The 20,425-nt window shown below is 47.3% G+C and carries 12 protein-coding genes and 1 pseudogene; 10 read left to right on the forward strand and 3 right to left on the reverse strand.

What is annotated here, in order from left to right:
- Positions 1-24 precede the first annotated feature (24 nt).
- On the forward strand, positions 25-525 hold the full coding sequence (gene yfcD, locus ACZYTD_RS08630; RefSeq protein ID WP_463891519.1) for an NUDIX hydrolase YfcD: 501 nt from the start codon (positions 25-27) through the stop codon (positions 523-525).
- On the opposite strand, the gene ACZYTD_RS08635 is transcribed toward yfcD, so the two are convergent.
- A complete protein-coding gene (locus tag ACZYTD_RS08635) occupies positions 491-2,476 on the reverse strand; it encodes an LTA synthase family protein (protein WP_463891287.1) in 1,986 nt (661 codons plus the stop codon). The two genes, yfcD and ACZYTD_RS08635, sit on opposite strands and share 35 nt — an antisense overlap.
- A 264-nt stretch (positions 2,477-2,740) precedes the next feature.
- Between ACZYTD_RS08635 and ACZYTD_RS08640 the strand changes: the two genes are divergently transcribed.
- Complete coding sequence (locus ACZYTD_RS08640) at positions 2,741-3,637, forward strand: DMT family transporter (protein WP_463891289.1); 897 nt, start codon at positions 2,741-2,743, stop codon at positions 3,635-3,637.
- Positions 3,638-3,734: 97 nt separating this feature from the next.
- On the opposite strand, the gene asnS is transcribed toward ACZYTD_RS08640, so the two are convergent.
- Together asnS and ACZYTD_RS08650 are read right to left on the reverse strand one after the other, a co-directional pair.
- Entirely contained in the window at positions 3,735-5,135 is a 1,401-nt protein-coding gene (asnS, locus tag ACZYTD_RS08645) for an asparagine--tRNA ligase (protein ID WP_463891291.1), read from the reverse strand.
- A gap of 199 nt (positions 5,136-5,334) precedes the next feature.
- A complete protein-coding gene (locus ACZYTD_RS08650; RefSeq protein WP_463891293.1) occupies positions 5,335-5,727 on the reverse strand; it encodes a HAMP domain-containing protein in 393 nt (130 codons plus the stop codon).
- 637 nt (positions 5,728-6,364) lie between these two features.
- On the opposite strand from ACZYTD_RS08650, the gene ACZYTD_RS08655 reads away from it, so the two are divergent.
- The 8 genes and pseudogenes from ACZYTD_RS08655 to ACZYTD_RS08690 all read left to right on the forward strand — a co-directional run bounded on the left by ACZYTD_RS08655 (position 6,365) and on the right by ACZYTD_RS08690 (position 20,420).
- A complete protein-coding gene (locus ACZYTD_RS08655) occupies positions 6,365-7,414 on the forward strand; it encodes a PKD domain-containing protein (protein ID WP_463891295.1) in 1,050 nt (349 codons plus the stop codon).
- A 97-nt stretch (positions 7,415-7,511) separates the two neighbouring features.
- The gene (locus ACZYTD_RS08660) at positions 7,512-9,602 is read left to right on the forward strand and encodes a YjbH domain-containing protein (RefSeq protein ID WP_463891297.1); all 2,091 of its coding nucleotides are present in this window, start codon (positions 7,512-7,514) and stop codon (positions 9,600-9,602) included.
- 358 nt (positions 9,603-9,960) lie between these two features.
- A pseudogene (locus ACZYTD_RS08665) lies at positions 9,961-11,045 on the forward strand (IS3 family transposase).
- A 531-nt stretch (positions 11,046-11,576) separates the two neighbouring features.
- Entirely contained in the window at positions 11,577-12,977 is a 1,401-nt protein-coding gene (locus ACZYTD_RS08670; protein WP_463891298.1) for a mannose-1-phosphate guanylyltransferase/mannose-6-phosphate isomerase, read from the forward strand.
- A 312-nt stretch (positions 12,978-13,289) separates the two neighbouring features.
- Positions 13,290-14,087, forward strand: a complete 798-nt coding sequence (locus ACZYTD_RS08675; RefSeq protein WP_463891300.1) for an ABC transporter permease — start codon at positions 13,290-13,292, stop codon at positions 14,085-14,087.
- Entirely contained in the window at positions 14,087-15,310 is a 1,224-nt protein-coding gene (locus tag ACZYTD_RS08680) for an ABC transporter ATP-binding protein (RefSeq protein ID WP_463891302.1), read from the forward strand. Before ACZYTD_RS08675 ends, ACZYTD_RS08680 begins: the two co-directional genes overlap by 1 nt.
- A complete protein-coding gene (locus tag ACZYTD_RS08685; protein ID WP_463891304.1) occupies positions 15,307-16,638 on the forward strand; it encodes an FkbM family methyltransferase in 1,332 nt (443 codons plus the stop codon). Before ACZYTD_RS08680 ends, ACZYTD_RS08685 begins: the two co-directional genes overlap by 4 nt.
- Positions 16,638-20,420 (forward strand): glycosyltransferase, encoded by a 3,783-nt coding sequence (locus ACZYTD_RS08690; protein ID WP_463891306.1) that lies wholly within the window; start codon positions 16,638-16,640, stop codon positions 20,418-20,420. Before ACZYTD_RS08685 ends, ACZYTD_RS08690 begins: the two co-directional genes overlap by 1 nt.
- Positions 20,421-20,425 lie beyond the last annotated feature (5 nt).

Consider the following 20,425-nt stretch of genomic DNA (forward strand, 5'->3'; position numbering starts at 1 on the left):
AGTACAGAGCAGAGCGGGGAGAGCATGATGCAAGAAGAGTGGGTTGATTGGGTGGATGCCGAGGATAGGGTGATCGAGGCGGTGCCCCGTTCACGTATGCGCCGGGAAGGGTTGCGTCATCGCGCCACCTATATAGTGATCGAAGATGCAATCGGTCATCTTTATATCCAGCGGCGGACCCTGAGTAAGGATTATTGCCCTGGTATGCTGGATGCCTGCTGTGGCGGTGTGGTGCAACGTGATGAGGCGTATGGGCCCTCGGCATTGCGCGAGCTGGATGAGGAGATGGGGATCCGGAATGTCCCCCTGACGACGTGGGGAACGTTTTACCATGAAGAGGAGCGTTGTCGTGTCTGGGGCGGGCTCTACAGTTGCCAATATGACGGGGAACTGGCGCTGCAAGCCGAGGAAGTTGAATATGTCCTGAGGATGCCTGTTGCCGAGGTTTTGGCTCGGCAACAGGAGTTTACCCCTGACTCCATTCAGGCTATCAAGGTGTGGCTGGCGCGTCGGCAGGGTGCTTGAGCGTAGCCGCCAGCTTGTTGTCATCAGCCGGTTGTGGGTTGGCTAGCCCAGAATCCTGAGCCTGCTTCATCCAGCCGCGGCTGAAGGCCGTGCTGGCATACTCATACCAGGCAATGGCTTCTTGCTCATGTTGTTGCGAGCTTCCGGTTATCGGCCCGACCTGGCTGGTCTGCGGTGCCTTCAACGGGGTGATCACACTCAGATAACCCTCCTTGAGATAGCCCATGGCCTGATAGGTGGCAATAAAGGCACGTTGTGGCCCTTTTGCCGTGGCGAACACATCCTGCCCCAAGAATTGAGACTCATAGTTGAAGTTCAGCAGCCCCAGCAGGGTGGGGGCCACATCCATCTGGCTTACCAGACGTGCCACTTTTTGCGGTTGAATGTGGGCGGGTGACCAGATGATCATCGGGATCTGATAGCCGCTCAGTGGGAGTGAGGTTTTTCCTGCGCTGGAGGCGCAGTGATCGGCGACAATCACAAACAGCGTATCGCGAGCCCAGGGCTTGTGTTGAGCTTCGCGCAGGAAATGGCCTATGGCCCAGTCTGTGTACTTGACCGCACTGTTGCGCTGGCCCTGGGGTAAGTCAATCCGCTGGTCGGGGAAGCTGTAGGGTCTATGATTGCTGGTGGTCATCAGATGAGCGAAGAAGGGCTTCCCGGCACGGGCTTCGCTGTCGAATTCGCGCAGCGCCATGTTGTAGAGGTCTTCATCGGCGACGCCCCAGACATTTTCTTGGGTAATTTGCTCTTTCTTCAGCGCCAGGCGATCCATGACCTGATAGTGGTTACCCTCAAAGTAGCCATTCATGTTGTCGAAGGTGCCATAGCCGCCATAGAGGAAATGGGTCTGGTAGCCCTTCTCCCGGAATACACTCCCTAGGGTGAAGAGATTGTCATTATGCGGCCGACGCACTATGGATTGCCCCGGTGTCGGTGGCACGGCGAGTGATAAGGCCTCCAGCCCGCGCACGGTCCGGTTGCCAGTCGCATAGAGGTTGGTGAAGAGCATGCCTTGGCCGGCAAGGCGATCCAGCTCAGGGGTCAACGACTCCTGATTACCCAATACGCCGAGGTAATTTGCCGACAGGCTTTCAACCGTAATTAACACCACATTCAACCGTTTTTCCGGGCCGGTGTGATGAATATTCCGGCGCATGTCGAAGGGGTCATTACTGAGGAAGGTCGCATCGGGGGTGGCGAGCTGTTGCTTGACGATAGCGGCCGCTTGTTCCAGCGGCATTGTGGTATAGAAGCGTTGATAATCGAGCTGATTATTCCGGAATGCCGCAAACAGGCTGAATAGACCATCCCCGGCCAGCTCATTGGCATATTGATTCTTGCGCAGCTGACGATCGCCATCTTGCAGGCCCAGTGAGACCAGGGTACAGAGTAGGGTGACCACCATCAGCACAGGCCAGCGCTGCTGGCCCTGAAGTTGGGGCCAACGGCCTTTGCCTGCCAGAACGTTAGTCACGGCCACCCAGAGCAGAGCCAGCAGAGCGCAGTAGGAGAGCCAGAGCACCACTGGATACGATTGCTTGATGTTACCTATCACCTCATTGGTGTAGACCAGGTAGTCGACGGCAATGAAGTTAAAGCGACTGGAGAATTCTGCCCAGAACACCCATTCGCATACCAGTTGTAGCAAGAGGGAAAACGCCACCAGGCTCTGCATCAGGAGGGCGGCATAACGCCAGAGGCGATGAGTTCGCCAGCTCATGGGGGTCAAGGCTAGCCAGAGAGTAAAGGGGATCAGCAGATAGCTTAGAGCCGCAATATCAAACAGGGTCCCCATGCCGAAGGCATAGAGGAGATCGAGGAGATTGAGCTCACCCTGAGACCAACTCATGACCATCAAGCCGAGCCGACTGAGCAGGGCAAATGCCAGGTAGCTGCATCCGAGCCAACAGAGAAAATTAAAACGGGATGGATGGGGCCTTACAGACACAGAACTCTCCGATGAGGGCATATTAGGGGACTCTGATCATTCTAGGGGGGGAGGCTTAACTCAATCTTAAGCTAGAGGGAATAACGGGCTAGCGACCACTGATCTCTAGGAAATTTAGGCGCTTAATCTCTCTTTTTGTAATCGATAGTTATAATCGCTAATTTCTATAGAACTAATAGCACTCAATTATGCGGAATGCAGCTTGATCCCCTTGTCATTAACAGGCATTTTGACCGCCACCTCAAATCTGGAGCCTTTGGCTTGATGAGCAGTAAGCAAACCTTCAGCGATATAGTGTTGCTCCTTGGTCTCTGGCTGGTGTGGGGATACAGCTGGGTGGCGAGTAAAGTGGGCCTGGCATTTGCTACCCCGCTGCAGATGGCTGCATACCGATTGAGTTTCGCTGTGTTGACGCTCGGGCTCTTGCTGCTGTGGCGGCGTGGCTCTCTGCGGCCCCCCCCGCTGTGGCCAACCCTCTGGCTTGGTTTGACTCAAACGACTGGATTTACCTTGCTCTCTACCTGGGCCCTGCTGAACGCAGGCACAGGCAAGGTCACTATCCTTTGCTATACCATGCCATTTTGGACCCTGCTGCTGGCGCGCATTTTCCTCCGAGAACAGCTTAGGCCACAACAGTGGGCAGCTGTGTCGTTGGCCTTCGTGGGGCTAATGTGTGTGCTGGAGCCTTGGCTTGGCGGGAGCTGGGTGGGGGAGCTGTTGGCCATAGGTGCCGGTATCTGTTGGGCCATATCGGCCATTATTGCTAAGCGGTTACGGGGGCGGCATCAGGTGGACACCCTTAATCTGACATTTTGGCAGCTGTTGCTGGGGTTGGTGCCGCTCTATCTCTTTTTGTTTGCGGTGGAGCAACCAGCGGTGAATTGGCACGCCACTTTCTGGCTGGTGCTGATATTTAACGGTTGCATCGCAGCCGGATTAGGGTGGCTGGTTTGGCTGCACCTGTTATCGCGCTTCTCGGCGGGGACGGCCGGGCTCAATGTGTTGGCGATCCCTGCCGTGGCCTTGTTGTGTGCCTGGCTTCAATTAGGGGATACCCCCTCGCTAGCCGAAGGGATCGGCATTGCCTTGATCGCGGTGGCGTTGGGAATGATGGCCACCATGAGCTATCTGCTGGATCGTGCAGTGGTATCCAACCAGTAGCTCGCTATTGACCATCCGCCAGGCTGACTCACCACCGAGAGGAAAAAAAAGCCAGCAGATGCTGGCTTTTTTTCGTGATGGGCAACTGTGCTGCCGCTTAGAACTCGGCAGTGCGCGGTGTCCGGGGGAAGGGGATAACGTCGCGGACGTTAGCCATGCCGGTGACGTAGACCACCAAGCGCTCGAAGCCCAGACCAAAACCGGCATGGGGGACTGAGCCGTAGCGACGCAGATCCCGGTACCACCAGTAATCTTCCTTGTTGAGGTCCATCTCGGCCAGACGGGCATCCAGCACGTCCAGCCGCTCTTCACGCTGGGAGCCACCAATGATTTCGCCTATGCCGGGGGCCAGGACATCCATGGCCGCCACAGTCTTGCCGTCATCATTGAGGCGCATGTAGAAGGCTTTGATATCCTTGGGGTAGTTTTTGACTACCACGGGTGCCTTGAAGTGCTCTTCCGCCAGGTAACGCTCGTGCTCGGAGGAGAGGTCAATGCCCCAGGATACGGGGTACTCGAAGGTCTTACCGCAGTTTTCCAATATGGTGATGGCATCGGTGTAATCGACTTGGGCAAAGTCTGAGCTGACGAAGTGCTCCAGACGATGGATAGCTTCTTTGTCGATCCGCTCGGCAAAAAACTCCAGATCGTCACGGCGTTCATCCAGTACCGCTTGGAATACATACTTCAGCAACTGCTCGGCTAGTCGGGCATTGTCAGCCAGATCGGCGAAGGCCACCTCAGGTTCGACCATCCAGAACTCGGCCAGATGGCGGCTGGTATTGGAGTTTTCGGCCCGGAAGGTGGGACCGAAGGTGTAGACCTTGGAGAGGGCACAGGCATAGGTTTCGGCGTTGAGCTGGCCCGAGACCGTCAAGAAGGCTTCTTTACCGAAGAAGTCCTGACTATAGTCGATGCCGCCTTTATCGTTGCGAGGCAGGTTTTCCATATCCAGGGTCGAGACCCGGAACATCTCACCGGCGCCTTCACAATCAGACGCGGTAATAATAGGCGTGGAAACCCAGGCAAAACCTTGCTCATGAAAGAAACGGTGAATGGCCTGGGCCAGACAGTTACGCACCCGCGTCACGGCTCCCATCAGGTTGGTGCGAGGGCGAAGGTGGGCCTGTTCACGCAAAAACTCGATGGAGTGGCGCTTGGCAGCCATGGGGTAAGTATCTGGGTCATCTACCCAGCCGATCACCTTAACGGCACTGGCTTGCAGTTCGAAAGATTGCCCTGAACCTTGGGATGCCGCCACACTGCCCGTTACTTCGACCGAACAGCCTGTGGTCAGACGCAGCACGTCCGCTTCGTAATTATCCAGCTCATTGGGCACGACAGCCTGGACCGGGTTGAAACAGGAGCCGTCATGGATGGCCAGAAAAGAGATCCCGGCTTTAGAGTCACGGCGGGTACGGATCCAGCCCTTTACTGTCAGACTGGTGCCAACGGCATACTTGCCCTTGAGCACATCAGCTACGGATGCATGCGTCATTTAAATTTGGTTCTCCAGCTAAAGTCGACCGGACATAGAGCCCAGTTTTTTAATCGCATAATCTTACCCGTCCAGAATCAGGACTCAAGCAAAAGATGGGCCCAATTCTGGGGGGAAACCACGATGAGCTCGCAAATGGGGGCGTCCGGCAAAAAAACGACCGGAACCCGGTGTCATGGTAAAAAGGTTGGGAGCCAGACTAGCGGGGGTCACTCTTGTGCTGGGTAGCGCTCCGCTCCTCCAGACTCTTCATTAGATGATTGAAATTTTCACTCAGCTGGCCCAGTTCATCGTTGCGCTCAACCACCATGCGAGTAGAGAGATCGCCCAAATCAGCGGCGCGCTCCATGGCCAGGGAGAGGCGGGTTAGGGGGGCGACTATCTGGCGGCGAATGATATACAGAGCCAACAACAAACCAGCGCCGAAGAAGAGGCAGAGTAGTAACGCCGTAATCAGCAGATGTTGTTCGACGTCATTCAGGGCCTGGGTGAGTGAGTAGGTGACGCGGACTATACCTGCGGGTTCATCCGCTGGCGTCGGAGCTTCAAGCTGATAACTCGCTTTGGTAGCACTGAGATAGAAAGGGCTCACTAAGATCAGCTGGGTCTCTTTACCCTGCTTCACTAGGTTTTCTACCCTCTTGCCCGCCCAGGATTTTTGCTCCGCTGTATCATGAGCAGACCGCGCTGTTAAGAGAGGGGGATATGTGACCTGACTGGTTATGGTGGCTGTTCCTGAGCTCAGTGTCTCCGTTGCGTTACTGGGGCTGGCCTGCTCGTGTGCCAAGCGATCAATACTCTGTTTTGCTAGCGTTGCGAGTAGCATGTGACGGGCCTCTTCCCACCCCAGGCGTAATACCATGCCGTGTTCTAGCCGGGCCTGATAGGTTGTGACGCCAAGCAGGACGGATGAGAAAATCATCAGAAGGACAAAGCAGATTTTCCCTGCAATTGAAATGCGCATTAATACATCCTGGCTTGGATAAATGAGAGGTGGTACTGTCTTCGTGCCTCTTTGACTATGGCTTGGCTATCATAAAAGAGCATGCCAGAAACGGCGAGAGTAAAGTATAGGTTGAGCATATTTAGCCGAAATGTGCGCTAGGCTTTTGAATTATTGACTCGTTTGGTTACACTTAGTGCCGATGTTTCGCTATAGTACTCTGACCTGCCTGGATGCAGTGGCTGCCGGGATAGACCAGTCAAGACTAAAAAATGAGGGATTTGTAATGAAGATCAAAGCATTAGTTGTTGCAGTAAGCGTTTCACTCGGTTTGGCTGCGTGCGGTGGTGGTAGTAGTAATAATTATGTCCCACCTGCTTCTAACGATACTTTTGCTGTGACAGCCATTGATGGCTATTTGCAGAATGCCAATGCCACTGCTAAATGCGGGACTGCGCAGTATGCGGCTCTAACCAACGCTAATGGTAAAGCAACTATTACTAAACCGATATCTGTGACCGTACCGCAGTGTTTTGTCGAAATCACAGGTAATGCCGATACCATCGATACTCACACCAAGACCAAATTTCCTGGCGTGTTTTTGCGTTCTATTCCCGATCTTAGTGGGGATTTAGTAATTTCCCCCTTTACTACCCTGGTAGCCATGTTTATGACTACTACGTCTAATCCGCAAGATTATCAAGCGGCCGTTGATACTGTAGCTAAAATGCTGGGGATCACTGCTGCTCAGGTAACTGGCGATTACACCAAGGATGCTGACGTCCTGATCAAGGCAACTGCTTTGGCCACTTCCAATATTTGGCCGAAGAATGTAAATGATTTTGGTAAATTACTTAGTGGTGGTGATGTTGCCAACACATTTACCAAGCAAGTTGAGCTGATAAGTGACGAAGTTGACACACAAATTGCGGCTCTTCCTGTTGGTACCGATCTCTCTACCATCTATATTACAGTAGATGTGAAAGGAACCGAGGTTAGTTCAACGGTGAAGACCATTGATAGCACTAACCTGCCTCCTGTTGCTGCTTTCAGCTACAGTGCCAAGGAGTTAGTGGCGAGCTTTGATGCTAGTGCATCTACCGATAGCGATGGCTCTGTTGCCAGCTATTCATGGAGCTTTGGTGATAAGGCGACCGGTACCGGTAAGACTATTTCTCATACTTATGCTTCAGCTGGTACTTATAGCGTCAAGCTGACTGTTACCGATAATAAGGGTGCCACAGCGAGCAAGACTTCCAGCGTTACTGTCACCGCTGCAACTGGTGGGACTGGTGGGACTGGTGGGACTGGTGCCGGCGGCGGTACTGGTAACTAACTCGCTCTATAATCGTTATTGATAAATCACAAGGCAGCCTAGGCTGCCTTGTTTTTATGCATTCGGAGGGACTCTTTTGCGCATTCATCACCTTAGCATGGCGATCTGGTTTGGTTTAGTTAGTCATTCCAGTGTTGCAAGCCAACTACAACACTCTTTGGCCCAGGAACCTTACTCAGGCTTATTCAAGGCACCCAATGCTGAGGTAGCAGATTTTGGTCAATTCCAGTTTGGACTTAGCAATCCAGTCGAGTTTAAGCGGCGTTACATTGATGGCTATAACTATATGCCTACCTTTGGGTTATTCCCGGGTCTGGAAGTAGTAGGACGTATAGCCACGCAAGATAACAACTCTAATTGTTATGTAGAAGGGTGCGGTATTCGAGATCTCTCTGCATCGGCTAAGTATCAACTCCCTTTTATTCCTGTCGAGTGGTTCGATGCCGCTGTGGGCGCCAGGGATCTGGGGGGGGCTGCCAATTTCTTTCGGGCCTATTATGCCGTAATGAGTAAAGAGTGGTGGCAATTGCGATTGTCGGCCGGGCTGGGTAGTTCTGAAAGCCAGCTTGGTCAACTGGATGGTCTATTTGGTGGGGTAGAGTGGCAACCCTGGGAGTGGTTGCAGTTGGTGAGTGAATATGATGCCAATTCAATCAATGCGGGTGCCAAGCTCTATACTCCCCATGCCTGGCTGCCTCAGGGCTGGCAACTTTACGCATCCTGGCAGGCATATCAGCAAGAAGATAGGGCGGAAAAAGAGCAGTGGTGGGGGGTAGGTGTCAAGTTACCCATGGCTCTTGGAACTGACTCGGCTCGTTATACTACCCAAAGTGGTTTTACCGCTGATGACATTGCTGATGCGCGGGCTAGTTTAGCAAGCGTCAGCCAGCAGGAGGACAGCCAATCAACGGCTACGGTGACTGCCGTCTCGACATCGGCGCCCACGGAGAAAGAGGGATCCTCAGCTGAAGAGAAGAGTGATGGCGTTGATTTGTTAATAGCCCTACTGTCGCAGGCGGGCTTTGAAAACATCAAGGCGGCTGTAATCGATAAACAACTAGTCGTGGCTTTGGAAAATAACCGTTACAACTGGAATGAGCTGGATGGCCTGGGGGTGGCACTTGGAATTATCGCTGATCATGCGCCAGCAGTCAGTAGTGATTTAGAACTCATCTTGCTCAATCAAAAACTTCCTGTGCTGGCGGTCAATAGCTCACTGGCCTGCACTCAGGCTTACCTACAAGATTCAGGCACCTGTGGTGAAAAAGATGCCTTTTTTGCAACTTCTACCCGAAATTTAGCGGCTAAATTAGCCAAGTTGGATAAGCAGAGTGTACAGACTAGCAGTACCTTTAAACCACGTTTGATCCTGGCTCCGGCCATTCGATCCAATGTGGCGACAGAGTATGGGGTATTTGATTACTCATTGGCGCTCAGCAGCAATTTGCAACTGCCCATGTGGCAAGGGGCTATGTTTGATGTTCGCCACTTTCTACCGCTGAGTAATAGCGATGATTTTAATGATGGTAAGATTTGGGCTAATAATCGTTATCACAGCGAAGTAGATCGGGTTCTAGTCCATCAAGCATTCTGGTTACCTGCAGATCTATTTACCAAATTTTCAGCTGGTCGCATGCTATCTGACTATGACGGCGTGCAGAACGAAACTCGGTGGGAGTCGGAGCTAGGTGTACACCGTTTGAAATTTGAGAGTGCTTGGTTTGAAAATGATAAGAGCCATGACACAGCTAAACCTGTACTGGGTTCTTATCGCTACTTCAAAGCTGATTGGGATTGGGCGGGAGAGATCACTGCTGGTCAGTTTTGGGAAGGAGATAAGGGTTATAAATTGGTATCCAAGCACTGGTTTGGTGACACTGAGGTACGCCTTTTCTTCCGTGATACCACCCAGAAAATTGCTGGTTTAGAAGTCATCGTTCCCTTAACCTTCCGTCAAGATATGAAGCCTACACGGTTTGGTCAGGTGCGGGGTACTGAGCAGTTTGCTTACGGGGTAGAAACGCTAGTCGGTGAAACCCATAACCAACTAACCAGTGGTGTTGCAATCACGCCCTCTTTGGCCCATAACGTGGATCAAGTCTATTTCAACCGAGACAGACTGAGCCCTGCCTATATAGAGGCAAATCTGAGCCGGATGAGAGCGTCATATCAGAAGTATGTTAAATAGAACTAGAACTTTATTAGAGGCTAGGGGATTTGGGGAAGGTGCAAACCAGTACCCTTTGCAATGAAGTTACAAACCTAGGGCGAGAGCGAGGGGATTTTGTTCGAAACAGGCATGTTTGAATAATTAGTAAGAACCCATTGAGAGTGGGGTCCGCCCGAGCTCCACCTCTCGGGCGTTTCCTCGCTATATTGGTTTCTGCAAACTGTATAAGTACCGCTAGTCTTGTTGATCCTGCCCGCTATCGATGGACACCTCGTTAAGTGAGTAAAATCACTGACAGAGGTGGATTATGAGCAAAGCAACAACCGAATAGAAAAAGACCCGAACCCGTTACTCCCAGCAGTACAAGGATGAAGCCTTGGCCGAGCGTGTTGGGATAACTAAGATTAAGGTCCATTTGGGGCCTAAAAAAGCCCAGCTATATGCCTGGCGTACCAAGACTCGGCAGAGCATGAATACCGGAGCGCGAGAGCAGCAGCTTGCTGATGAAAATGTCCGACTCAAACGCCAACTGGCTGAGCAAGCAGAAGAGTTAGCCTTGGTAAAAAAAGCGGCAGCGTACTTTGCCAAACACCTGAAGTGAAGTACGCCTTTATTGCTGAACATATCGGGCAATTTTAGGTGACGACTATGACCCGCGTCCTGGGGGTAGCTCGCAGCGGTTTCTACGTCTGGCAATCCAGGCAAGGAAAAGTTTCTGCTCGCACCCAGGCGCAGCATGAACTGGATGCCCAAGTTGCCGATGCATTTGCCGCAGCCAAGGAGCGTAGTGGTGCTATCCGTATCACCAAAGCCTTAGCCAAACGGGGCGTAGTGCATAACCGAAAAACGGTTGCCAAGAGTTTGCTTCGCCAAGGATTGCGCGCTAAAGCAGCCAGAAAATTCAAGGCCACCACCCAGAGCCGACATCACCTGCCGGTGGCCGACAATCTGCTGGCACAGAACTTCAGCGCCAGCGCCCCAACCCAGAAGTGGGCCGGTGATATTACCTACCTCTGGACCGACGAGGGCTGGTTGTATCTGGCAGTGCTACTGGATCTTTATTCTCGTCGTGTTATCGGCTGGGCAATGTCCGAGCGCATGACGGCACAACTGGTCTGCGATGCCTTGCAGATGGCGTTGTTCCGGCGCAAGCAACGGCGAGGTGTTATCGTGCATAGTGACCGTGGAAGCCAGTATTGCTCGCAGGATTATCAAGCATTGCTGAACGCAAACGGCTTGCACTGCAGCATGAGTGCCAAAGGTAACTGTTACGATAATGCGTGCTCGGAGAGCTTTTTTCATTCATTGAAAGTGGAAGCTATCCATGGAGAGCGGTTTATAAGCCGAGCCCAGATGCGGGAAACAGTATTCGAATACATTGAGGTCGATTACAATCGGCTGCGCCTGCATAGCACTCTGGGATACCAAAGCCCGGAGGCGTTTGAGCAACATGTCGCTTAATCAGGTGTCCACGATTGTTGGGTCAGATCATGTTGCCTGTTGAATAGATAGAATTTGTTTGAAATCAATCAAGGCTAATTTCTGATAACAAAAGCCACTGCGTTGTTAACAATTAGGTCACAAACTAGGCATGGTTTAGAAATTTAGTCACCCGGGTGATCATCCTCTGTTGTAGAGCCAATTTGATTGGTCTGGTTAAAAAACACCCATGAAAACAGCCTCTCCTTCTGTTTATTTACAACTGGTACTATAATCTCACACCCATCAAGGGGGACGCTTAGTAGGTTTATGTCTGCAGCTGTAAAAATTGCGGAGGTTGTGAACGACGGATTTTTGGCTTTGAGGTGCCATCCTCTGGGCGGTAGCTTGCTTAATAAAAATAGAGCTAATTTTGTTAGATAGCCTTGTAGAATGTATTATCGTCATAAGTGCAAAAACAGTAGCATCTTCTGCTGGCTAGTTGTGATATAGGGGGGTGTTTGTGGGGATAAAACAATAATGAGCCATTGTGCTAAAAAATGCAGTCTGCTGATGCCTGTTATCATGGCTGGGGGGGCTGGTTCCCGCCTGTGGCCCTTGTCTCGAGTGCTGTTCCCCAAACAGTTCTTGAAGCTGGATGGCGAGCTGACCATGTTGCAAAACACGGTTGCTCGTCTGGAAGGGCTGGCCTGTGGCAACCCTCTGGTCATCTGTAATGAAGATCACCGCTTCTTGGTGGCCGAGCAGTTGCGTGAGCAGGGGAAGTTGGCCGGTAACATCATTCTGGAGCCGGTTGGGCGTAATACGGCACCGGCCATTGCTCTGGCTGCGCTGACTGCCCTGAAGAACGGTCAAGACCCGCTGTTGCTGGTGTTGGCCGCCGATCATGTAATTAAAGATCAGGTGGCGTTCCGCCATGCGGTGCAGGCGGCGGTGCCCTTTGCCGAGGCCGATAATCTGGTCACCTTCGGCATAGTGGCCACGGCACCCGAGACGGGCTATGGCTATATTCGCCGTGGTGACTCCTTGGCCGATAGCGGCTACAGGGTGGCGGAGTTTGTCGAGAAGCCCAACCTGGAAACGGCCAAGCACTACCTGGTCAGTGGTGACTACTACTGGAACAGTGGCATGTTCCTCTTCAAGGCCAGCCGTTATCTGACGGAGCTTGAAGCCTTCCGCCCCGATATCTATGCCGCGTGTGAGCGCTCGCTTGCGGGTAATGGCGTGGATATGGACTTTGTCCGTGTCGACAAGACTGCCTTTGCCGCCTGCCCTGACGATTCCATCGACTATGCGGTGATGGAGAAGACCCAGGATGCGGTGGTGGTGCCCATGAATGCGGGCTGGAGCGATGTGGGCTCCTGGTCTTCGTTGTGGGAGATCAGCGAAAAGGATGGCCATGGCAACGTCAACCAGGGTGATGTGCTGGTACAAAATAGCCACAACAACTATGTCTACGCCGAAAGCTCGTTGGTGAGTCTGGTAGGGGTGGATGACTTGGTGGTGGTGCAGACCAAGGATGCCACTCTGGTTGCGCGCCGTGATCAGGTGCAGGATGTGAAGAAGGTGGTGGAGCTGCTCAAGGCCAGCGGCCGCAAAGAGCACCATATTCACCGGGAGGTCTACCGCCCATGGGGTAAGTATGACTCCATCGATAACGGCGCCCGCTATCAGGTGAAGCGCATCACGGTGAAGCCGGGCGAGAAGCTCTCCATCCAGATGCATCACCACAGAGCCGAACACTGGATCGTGGTCTCCGGCACCGCTAGCGTCACCAATGGTGACAAGGTGCAGCTGGTCACCGAGAACCAGTCTGTCTACCTGCCTGTTGGCCAGGTCCATGCCCTGGAAAACCCCGGCAAGATACTGCTGGAACTGATCGAGGTGCAGTCGGGCTCTTATCTGGGCGAGGATGATATCGTCCGCTTCGAAGATCGTTACGGGAGAGAATGAGCTCCTCCCCGCTCCCCCAAGTGGGGAGCGAGATTAAACAACCTCCCTAATATTTTGATATAATTTCTGCAAGCAATGCAATGCTGAGCATAATTATGAGCTGTGTATTAATTTTTACTGTTGGCTAGATAAAACTGAAGTCATCTGCCTTGAATTGCTAATTATTACTTAAGTTCAGCAGCAGTATCACAAAGTAGATGTTGGTTGTGCGTCTGAACGCGGAGTCACAATGAAATAGAGCACTGCTGTAGTAGACGCCAGATGTGATTCCCTAGTTGTTGTGTTATTTAATTATTTTTAAGGATTAGGTTCATGCCGATCACAATCATAAAATCTTTATGGTTATATCGAGGGTTTGTTTTAGGAAATGTTAAGCGTGAATTTCAGTCTAAATATCAGAATTCCTTGTTAGGTGCCGCATGGAATGTATTGAATCCACTCTCGATGATAATTGTATATACAGTGATATTTTCCCAATTGATGCATTCCAAACTACCTGGCGTAGATAATGAATTTGCATATAGCATATATCTTTGTGCTGGCGTTTTGACTTGGGGGTTGTTTGCTGAGTTAGTAAGTCGAGGGCAAAATGTTTTTTTAGAACAAGCTAATATATTAAAAAAAATAAACTTCCCAAGATTGTGCTTACCAATAACAGTTCTTCTTAATGCATTATTAAATTTTTCTATAGTTTTTGGATTGTTTACGGTATTCCTGCTTGTAAGTGATTCATTTCCTGGTGTTGTGTATTTTTCATTATTACCTGTGCTGGTGGTGTTAGTTGTTTTTGGCATAGGCTTAGGTATAACGCTGGGTATACTTAATGTGTTTTTTAGAGATGTTGGGCAGTTTTTTGGTATATTTCTACAGTTCTGGTTTTGGTTGACTCCCATTGTATATCCTGTCGCTGCCCTGCCAGAAAGTGTGAAGCAATATATGAAATACAACCCGTTGGCTGCTGTTATCGGGGCTTGTCAAACAATTCTAGTGAAAGGCGAGTGGCCAAACTGGTCTTCACTATGGTTGGCAGCATTATTAGGTATCATGTTTTGCTGTTTGGGAATAAGTTTATTCCATAAACATGCAGGTGAAATGGTGGATGAGCTCTAATGGGTAGTATTAGTGTTTCAAATGTTGGTAAAGCATATAAGCAATATACCAGCCGTTGGGGGCGTATTGCTGAGTGGTTTATTCCTGGGTTAAAACCCAAACACCAACTAAAGTGGATATTAAAAAATATTAATTTCACCGTTAATCCAGGGGAGGCAATAGGGGTTATTGGTATTAATGGTGCTGGTAAAAGCACTCTTCTTAAAATGATCACCGGAACAACACAGCCCACAACTGGTTCTATTAATATGGTTGGCCGCGTCGCAGCTATGTTAGAGTTGGGGATGGGCTTTCACCCTGATTTTACTGGGCGGCAAAATGTTCTAATGGCTGGCCAGTTACTTGGATATACAGTTGATGCGATCACAAGATTAATGCCTGAGATTGAGGCTTTTTCGGAGATAGGTGATTATATAGACCAGCCAGTTAGAGTTTATTCTAGTGGCATGCAAGTTAGGCTTGCTTTCAGTGTGGCGACAGCCGTTAGACCTGATATTCTTATTATTGACGAAGCATTATCAGTCGGGGATGCCTACTTCCAACACAAAAGTTTTGACCGGATCCGTGAATATAGTAAACAGGGTACAACCCTACTATTAGTATCTCATGATAAACAAGCAATCCAAAGCATTTGCAATCGAGCTATTTTACTTAATGCGGGTAAAGTAGAGATGGAGGGTGAGCCAGAAGCTGTTATGGATTACTATAATGCACTTCTTGCTGACAAAGAAAATAATAAGATTGAGCAGATAGTTACAGAGGATGGGAGCATAAAAACCATATCCGGAACTGGTGAAGCAATAGTTAGTGATATAAAAATAATAAATAAAGAAGGACAGGTTGTTGAATTAGTTGATGTTGGTCAGCGCATAGTATTACGCATTGAAGTTGACGTAAAAGAAGATATACCTAAACTTGTGTTAGGCTATGGTATAAAAGACAGGTTGGGGCAGGTGGTATATGGGACCAATACAGAGCTAAAACGTCAGCCGCTATATAATGTTGCTGCTGGAACTCGAGTTATATTTGAATGTGAGTTTGATGCATATTTAGGCCCTGGTACTTATTCGATTCAAACGGCATTAGTTAGTACAGAAACACATTTAGAAAATAACTATGAATGGCGTGACTTGGCGCATATGTTTACTGTTATCAATATAAGTAAACAGCAGTTCGTTGGTATCGCCTGGCTAAATCCAGAAATAAGGATTAATGCGCTATGAGTTTAGTTTCATATGCTCAAAATTTCGAAGATGTCATGCTTTGGCGAGCATTGAAGCATGTTGAAAATGGTTTTTATGTTGATATTGGAGCACAAGATCCAGTTATTGATTCAGTCAGTCTTGCCTTTTATGAGCATGGTTGGCGAGGCGTTCATGTTGAACCGACACAACAATATTCAAGCAAGTTACGACATGCTCGGCCTGATGAGACTATATATCAATCCGCAATAGGAACTGGTTCTGAAAAATTAGTTTTTTTTGAGTTTGCAGATACTGGTCTATCCACGGCTGACGCGGCAATAGCGCAGAACCACAAAGCCTCTGGATTTGAGTGTATTGAGACCATTGTTCCTATTTTATCTCTTGATAGTCTTTTCGCCGATATTTCATCGAGAGATATTCATTGGCTCAAGCTGGATGTAGAAGGTCTTGAAAAAAATGTTATTGAAAGTTGGAAAGATTCTAATGTTCGGCCATGGGTTTTAGTTATTGAGAGTACTCGCCCATTAAGTCAGGATGAGTGTCATAAGGATTGGGAGCCTCTTGTTATTGCTAAGGGGTATACATATGTATACTCCGATGGATTAAATAGGTTCTATGTTTCTGATGAACACCCCGAGCTAGTTAGTAAATTTAAGTATCCACCTAATATATTTGACGATTTTGTATTAAGTGGTTTAGCCTCTCAGCCATTTTGTCGTGGGATTGAGTCTGAGTTACAATTGGTGAAAAAGCAGTTTGAACACGCTCAGACTGGTCTTTTAGATGCTATTAATCAAGCTGAAACAGCAATGAGGCAAGTGGAACAGCTAGAGAAAGAGCTAAAAAATAAAGAGAGTAGAGTTAATCAGGCCGAAGTATGTGTAAGAGCCACATCTATTGCTCTACATGAAAAAAATAATGAGCTAGCAAAGGTGCTTGAATCAAATCACCAACACTTTTTGTTGGCTGAGGCAAGTCAGCAACAAATTCAAGCAATATATGACAGTACATCATGGCGGATTACTTCACCAATTCGCTACATCTGTGATGGTGTAAAAAAAACATGGCCTAGAGATTTTAAAAATTGGTTAATTAATTTTGCAAGACATGCTTCATTGTATGTCAATAGAAGACCTAAAATTCAAAATATCGTTTTAGTGTTAATAAATAAGTCACCAAATCTAAGAATTCGCCTGCGAAATATAATAGGTTCTCCTGCATTGCAATGTGGGAATGGCTTGCATAAAGCAATATCAGGAGAACTGAGTAATCTAACTCCCCATGAATATCAAATATATATGGCACTGAAAGTGAAAGTCGATTCTAAAATGGGGGGGGAGGAATAATGCGTATTGTTATTGACATGCAGGGCGCGCAGACTGAAAGCCGCTTTAGGGGTATTGGTCGCTATACTATGTCATTTGTTCAGGCTGTAGTAAAAAATCGAGATAATCATGAAGTTATTTTGGTCTTAAACAGTCTATTTCCTGAGGCTGTCGAGTCTATCCGAACGATATTTAATGGGCTGCTTCCTCAAAAAAACATAAAAGTCTGGTATGCCGATGGTCCTGTCGCCGAAATTAATTATGAAAATAATGCAAGACGTAATGCTGCAGAGTTGCTACGAGAAGAATTTATTTCAGCTTTAAAGCCGGATGTATTGCATATATGTAGCCTGTTTGAAGGTTATATTGATGATGCGGTAAATTCAATTGGAAAGTACGATAAAGACTGTGCTGTTAGTGTGGCGCTGTATGATTTAATTCCTCTTCTAAATGAGGAACATTATTTAACACCAAACCCTAGCTATGCACATTATTATTTAGATAAAATAGATAGTCTGAAAAAAGCCAAAATCTGTTTGGCAATATCAGAGTTTAGTCGGCAAGAAGGATTGGATAATTTACCCTTCAATGAACAGCAGATTGTTAATGTGTCGACAGCAATTGACCCATTTTTTAAACCTGTAGTAATAGAATCTGTTGTGAAAGAAAGCTTATTGGCAAAATTTAAAATCATTCGCCCATTTGTTTTATATACTGGTGGTGCTGATGAACGTAAGAATTTACCTCGTTTGATAGAAGCTTATTCTTTATTGCCTGCAGATATTAGACTGTCTCATCAATTGTTTTTTGCGGGTAAGATGTCTGATGGGCAGATTAGTTTGCTTCAACACCATGCTAGAAAATTTGGGTTGAATAAAGATGAGCTTTGTTTCAGTGGCTATATAAGTGATGAAGAGTTATTGCAATTATATAATCTTTGCAAGGTTTTTGTTTTCCCATCATGGCATGAGGGATTTGGTTTGCCAGCTCTTGAAGCAATGGCATGTGGGGCCGCTGTAATTACTAGTAATTCTTCAAGCCTACCTGAGGTAGTAGATTTATTAGATGCTCAATTTGATCCTTTTGATGCTATTTCTATTAATGAAAAACTTAAACAAGCTTTGACGAACGATGATTTTTTAAGTAGCTTGATGAAGCACGGATTAGAAAGATCTAAAATATTTTCCTGGGATGATACAGCTAAAAGAGCAATTCATGCATGGGAAGGGATTGCAACAAAAGATAATATCAACCCTGTTTGTCAGCAGGGTGGAATAAATAATAAACTGAAATTGGCGTTTGTTTCTCCATTACCACCTGAGCGCACAGGTATTGCAGACTATAGTGCCGAGCTGATACCAGTTTTGTCTCAGTTTTATGATATTGATGTGATAGTTGTACAATCAGACGTATCTGACCACTGGATCAATAAACATTGCGCGATCCGAGATGTTTCCTGGTTCGTAGAAAATTCAGATGTTTTTGATCGTGTTTTATATCAAGTCGGTAATTCGCCATTTCATCAGCATATGTTACAGTTGATGCATGATATTCCAGGTACAGTGGTTCTACATGACTTCTATCTAAGTGGGCTAATAGCATGGTTGCAAATGCAGTCTGGTTTTTCTTGTGCCTGGGATGAGCAGCTTTATCTATCGCATGGATATAAAGCAATTAAGTCGCGCTATGACAATAGTGAAAAATGTAAGATTAGTTATCCGGTAAATTTTTCAGTCTTACAGCAAGCTAATGGGGTCATCGTTCACTCAATGTATTCAAAGTCCCTAGCTGACGAATGGTACCCTCGCGCGGATACGTCAAGTTGGAAGGTTATTCCACTTCTAAGAACGCTGCCAACTATTGCCAACACAGAGTTAATCAGGGAAGACCTTGGGTTTGATAAAAATGATTTTGTTATCTGCAGTTTTGGCTTTATTGATGATTCGAAGCTTAACCATAGATTGCTTGAGTGCTGGTTAGCGAGTGAATTAGCAGAGAAAGAACATTGTCATCTTGTCTTTGTCGGTGAAAATCATTGTGGTGAGTATGGTAGAAACATTTCAGATAGAATAAATAATAGTGGTTTTGGTGACAGAATAAAAATTACTGGCTTTGCATCTCAGGAGTTATTTGAAAGTTATTTATCTATAGCCGATCTTGCTGTGCAACTTAGAACGCAGTCTCGGGGTGAAACGTCTAAAACTGTTTTTGATTGCATGAGTTATGGTAAGCCAGTTATTGTAAATGCAAATGGTTCCATGGCCGAAATTGAAAGAAATACTGTGTTGATGTTGGCGGACGAGTTTTCTGACAATGATTTGATTTCTGCAATTCAAAAAGTTTACTATAACGCTGACTTCAGAATTGTGCTCGGACAGCTCGCTCGAGACATGATTAGAGATAAATGTTCGCCAGCCAAATGTGCTCAGTTGTACTATGGTGCTATTGAGCAGTTTTATAAAAAACCAGAAATCGCTTTGTTATCGCTTGTTCCAAAAATTGCAGAACAAATTCATGAGCATGCTAATGAAAATGACTTGTCAAAGTTTGCTAGGCTGATTTCATTAAATCATCCATTGAAGCAACCACAGTTTCGGATATTTTTGGATATCACGGCTACCTGCCAGAATGATCATAAAACTGGTATAGAGCGCGTGGCCAAAGCCGTATTGTTAAATCTTTTGGATGTTGTACCTGCCGGATATCGAGTTGAGCCGGTATATCTTGAAGAAACTGCCAGTGGTTGGGTGTATAAGTTTGCTCGAAATTTTATGTGTAATCTTTTAGGTTTTAATTCTACTGAGCTTAACGATGATGTTGTTAATCCAATAAATGGTGATATTCTTCTTACTTTAGATAATTCTGGTCACAATATAGTGAGCGCAGCATCTAGTGGTCTATTTCTGTTTTACAGAAATCACGGTGTCAAAGTATGGTCAATAGTCTATGATTTACTTCCTGTAACAATGTCTGACGTATTTCCACCTGGTGCTGATATTGGCTATTCTGACTGGCTACATACAGTTACGAAATTTGATGGGGCTATTTGCATATCAAAATCGGTAGCTGATGATTTGCGTGAGTGGTGCCATTCAAATGTATCTTCAGCTGAAAAGTTAGCAAGATATAAAATTGATTGGTGCCATCTGGGGGCGGATGTTTTAAGTAGTGCTCCTTCCACTGGGTTACCTCAAAATGCTCAGTTATTGCTTGAGACATTTGCTCAGAAGCCGACATTTTTAATGGTTGGGACAATAGAGCCCAGGAAAGGATATTTAGAAATTATCTCTGAATTCTCTGAATTATGGGCTGATGGGCATGACCTTAATCTTGTCATTGTAGGAAAAGAGGGGTGGGGGGCGCTACCTGACAATATGAGGCGTAATATACCAGAAACTGTTTGTTCGATTATTAATAATAAAGAACTCAATCATCATTTGTTTTGGCTAAATGGAATTAGTGATGAATTTTTAGAGAAAGTGTATAGCCATTCAAGTTGTCTAATCGCGGCATCATATGGTGAAGGTTTTGGTTTGCCTTTAATTGAGGGCGCCCAACATAATCTTCCTATTATTGCCCGGGATATCCCTGTATTTAGAGAAGTTGCTGCTGAGCATGCATATTATTTTGATTCGCTGAAAAAAAATAATGTTGCAAATGCTATATTAAAATGGTGTGATTTATATAAACTTGATGCCCATCCTAGCTCAGAAATGATGCCTTATCTAACATGGGTGAATAGTTCATTACAGATGTTGAAAATAATAACTAATGTAACATCTGAAACAAGCAGGAGTGTTTGATTTTT

This window comes from Pseudaeromonas sp. HNCC25DJ180 (assembly GCF_055413345.1).

Excerpts from the sequence above, each read along its gene's own strand:
- yfcD (WP_463891519.1), top strand. The coding sequence starts at position 25 with ATGATGCAAGAAGAGTGGGTTGATTGGGTGGATGCCGAGGATAGGGTG.
- ACZYTD_RS08640 (WP_463891289.1), top strand. The coding sequence starts at position 2,741 with ATGAGCAGTAAGCAAACCTTCAGCGATATAGTGTTGCTCCTTGGTCTC.
- asnS (WP_463891291.1), bottom strand. The coding sequence starts at position 5,135 with ATGACGCATGCATCCGTAGCTGATGTGCTCAAGGGCAAGTATGCCGTT.
- ACZYTD_RS08655 (WP_463891295.1), top strand. The coding sequence starts at position 6,365 with ATGAAGATCAAAGCATTAGTTGTTGCAGTAAGCGTTTCACTCGGTTTG.
- ACZYTD_RS08660 (WP_463891297.1), top strand. The coding sequence starts at position 7,512 with ATGGCGATCTGGTTTGGTTTAGTTAGTCATTCCAGTGTTGCAAGCCAA.
- ACZYTD_RS08670 (WP_463891298.1), top strand. The coding sequence starts at position 11,577 with ATGCCTGTTATCATGGCTGGGGGGGCTGGTTCCCGCCTGTGGCCCTTG.
- ACZYTD_RS08675 (WP_463891300.1), top strand. The coding sequence starts at position 13,290 with ATGCCGATCACAATCATAAAATCTTTATGGTTATATCGAGGGTTTGTT.
- ACZYTD_RS08680 (WP_463891302.1), top strand. The coding sequence starts at position 14,087 with ATGGGTAGTATTAGTGTTTCAAATGTTGGTAAAGCATATAAGCAATAT.
- ACZYTD_RS08685 (WP_463891304.1), top strand. The coding sequence starts at position 15,307 with ATGAGTTTAGTTTCATATGCTCAAAATTTCGAAGATGTCATGCTTTGG.
- ACZYTD_RS08690 (WP_463891306.1), top strand. The coding sequence starts at position 16,638 with ATGCGTATTGTTATTGACATGCAGGGCGCGCAGACTGAAAGCCGCTTT.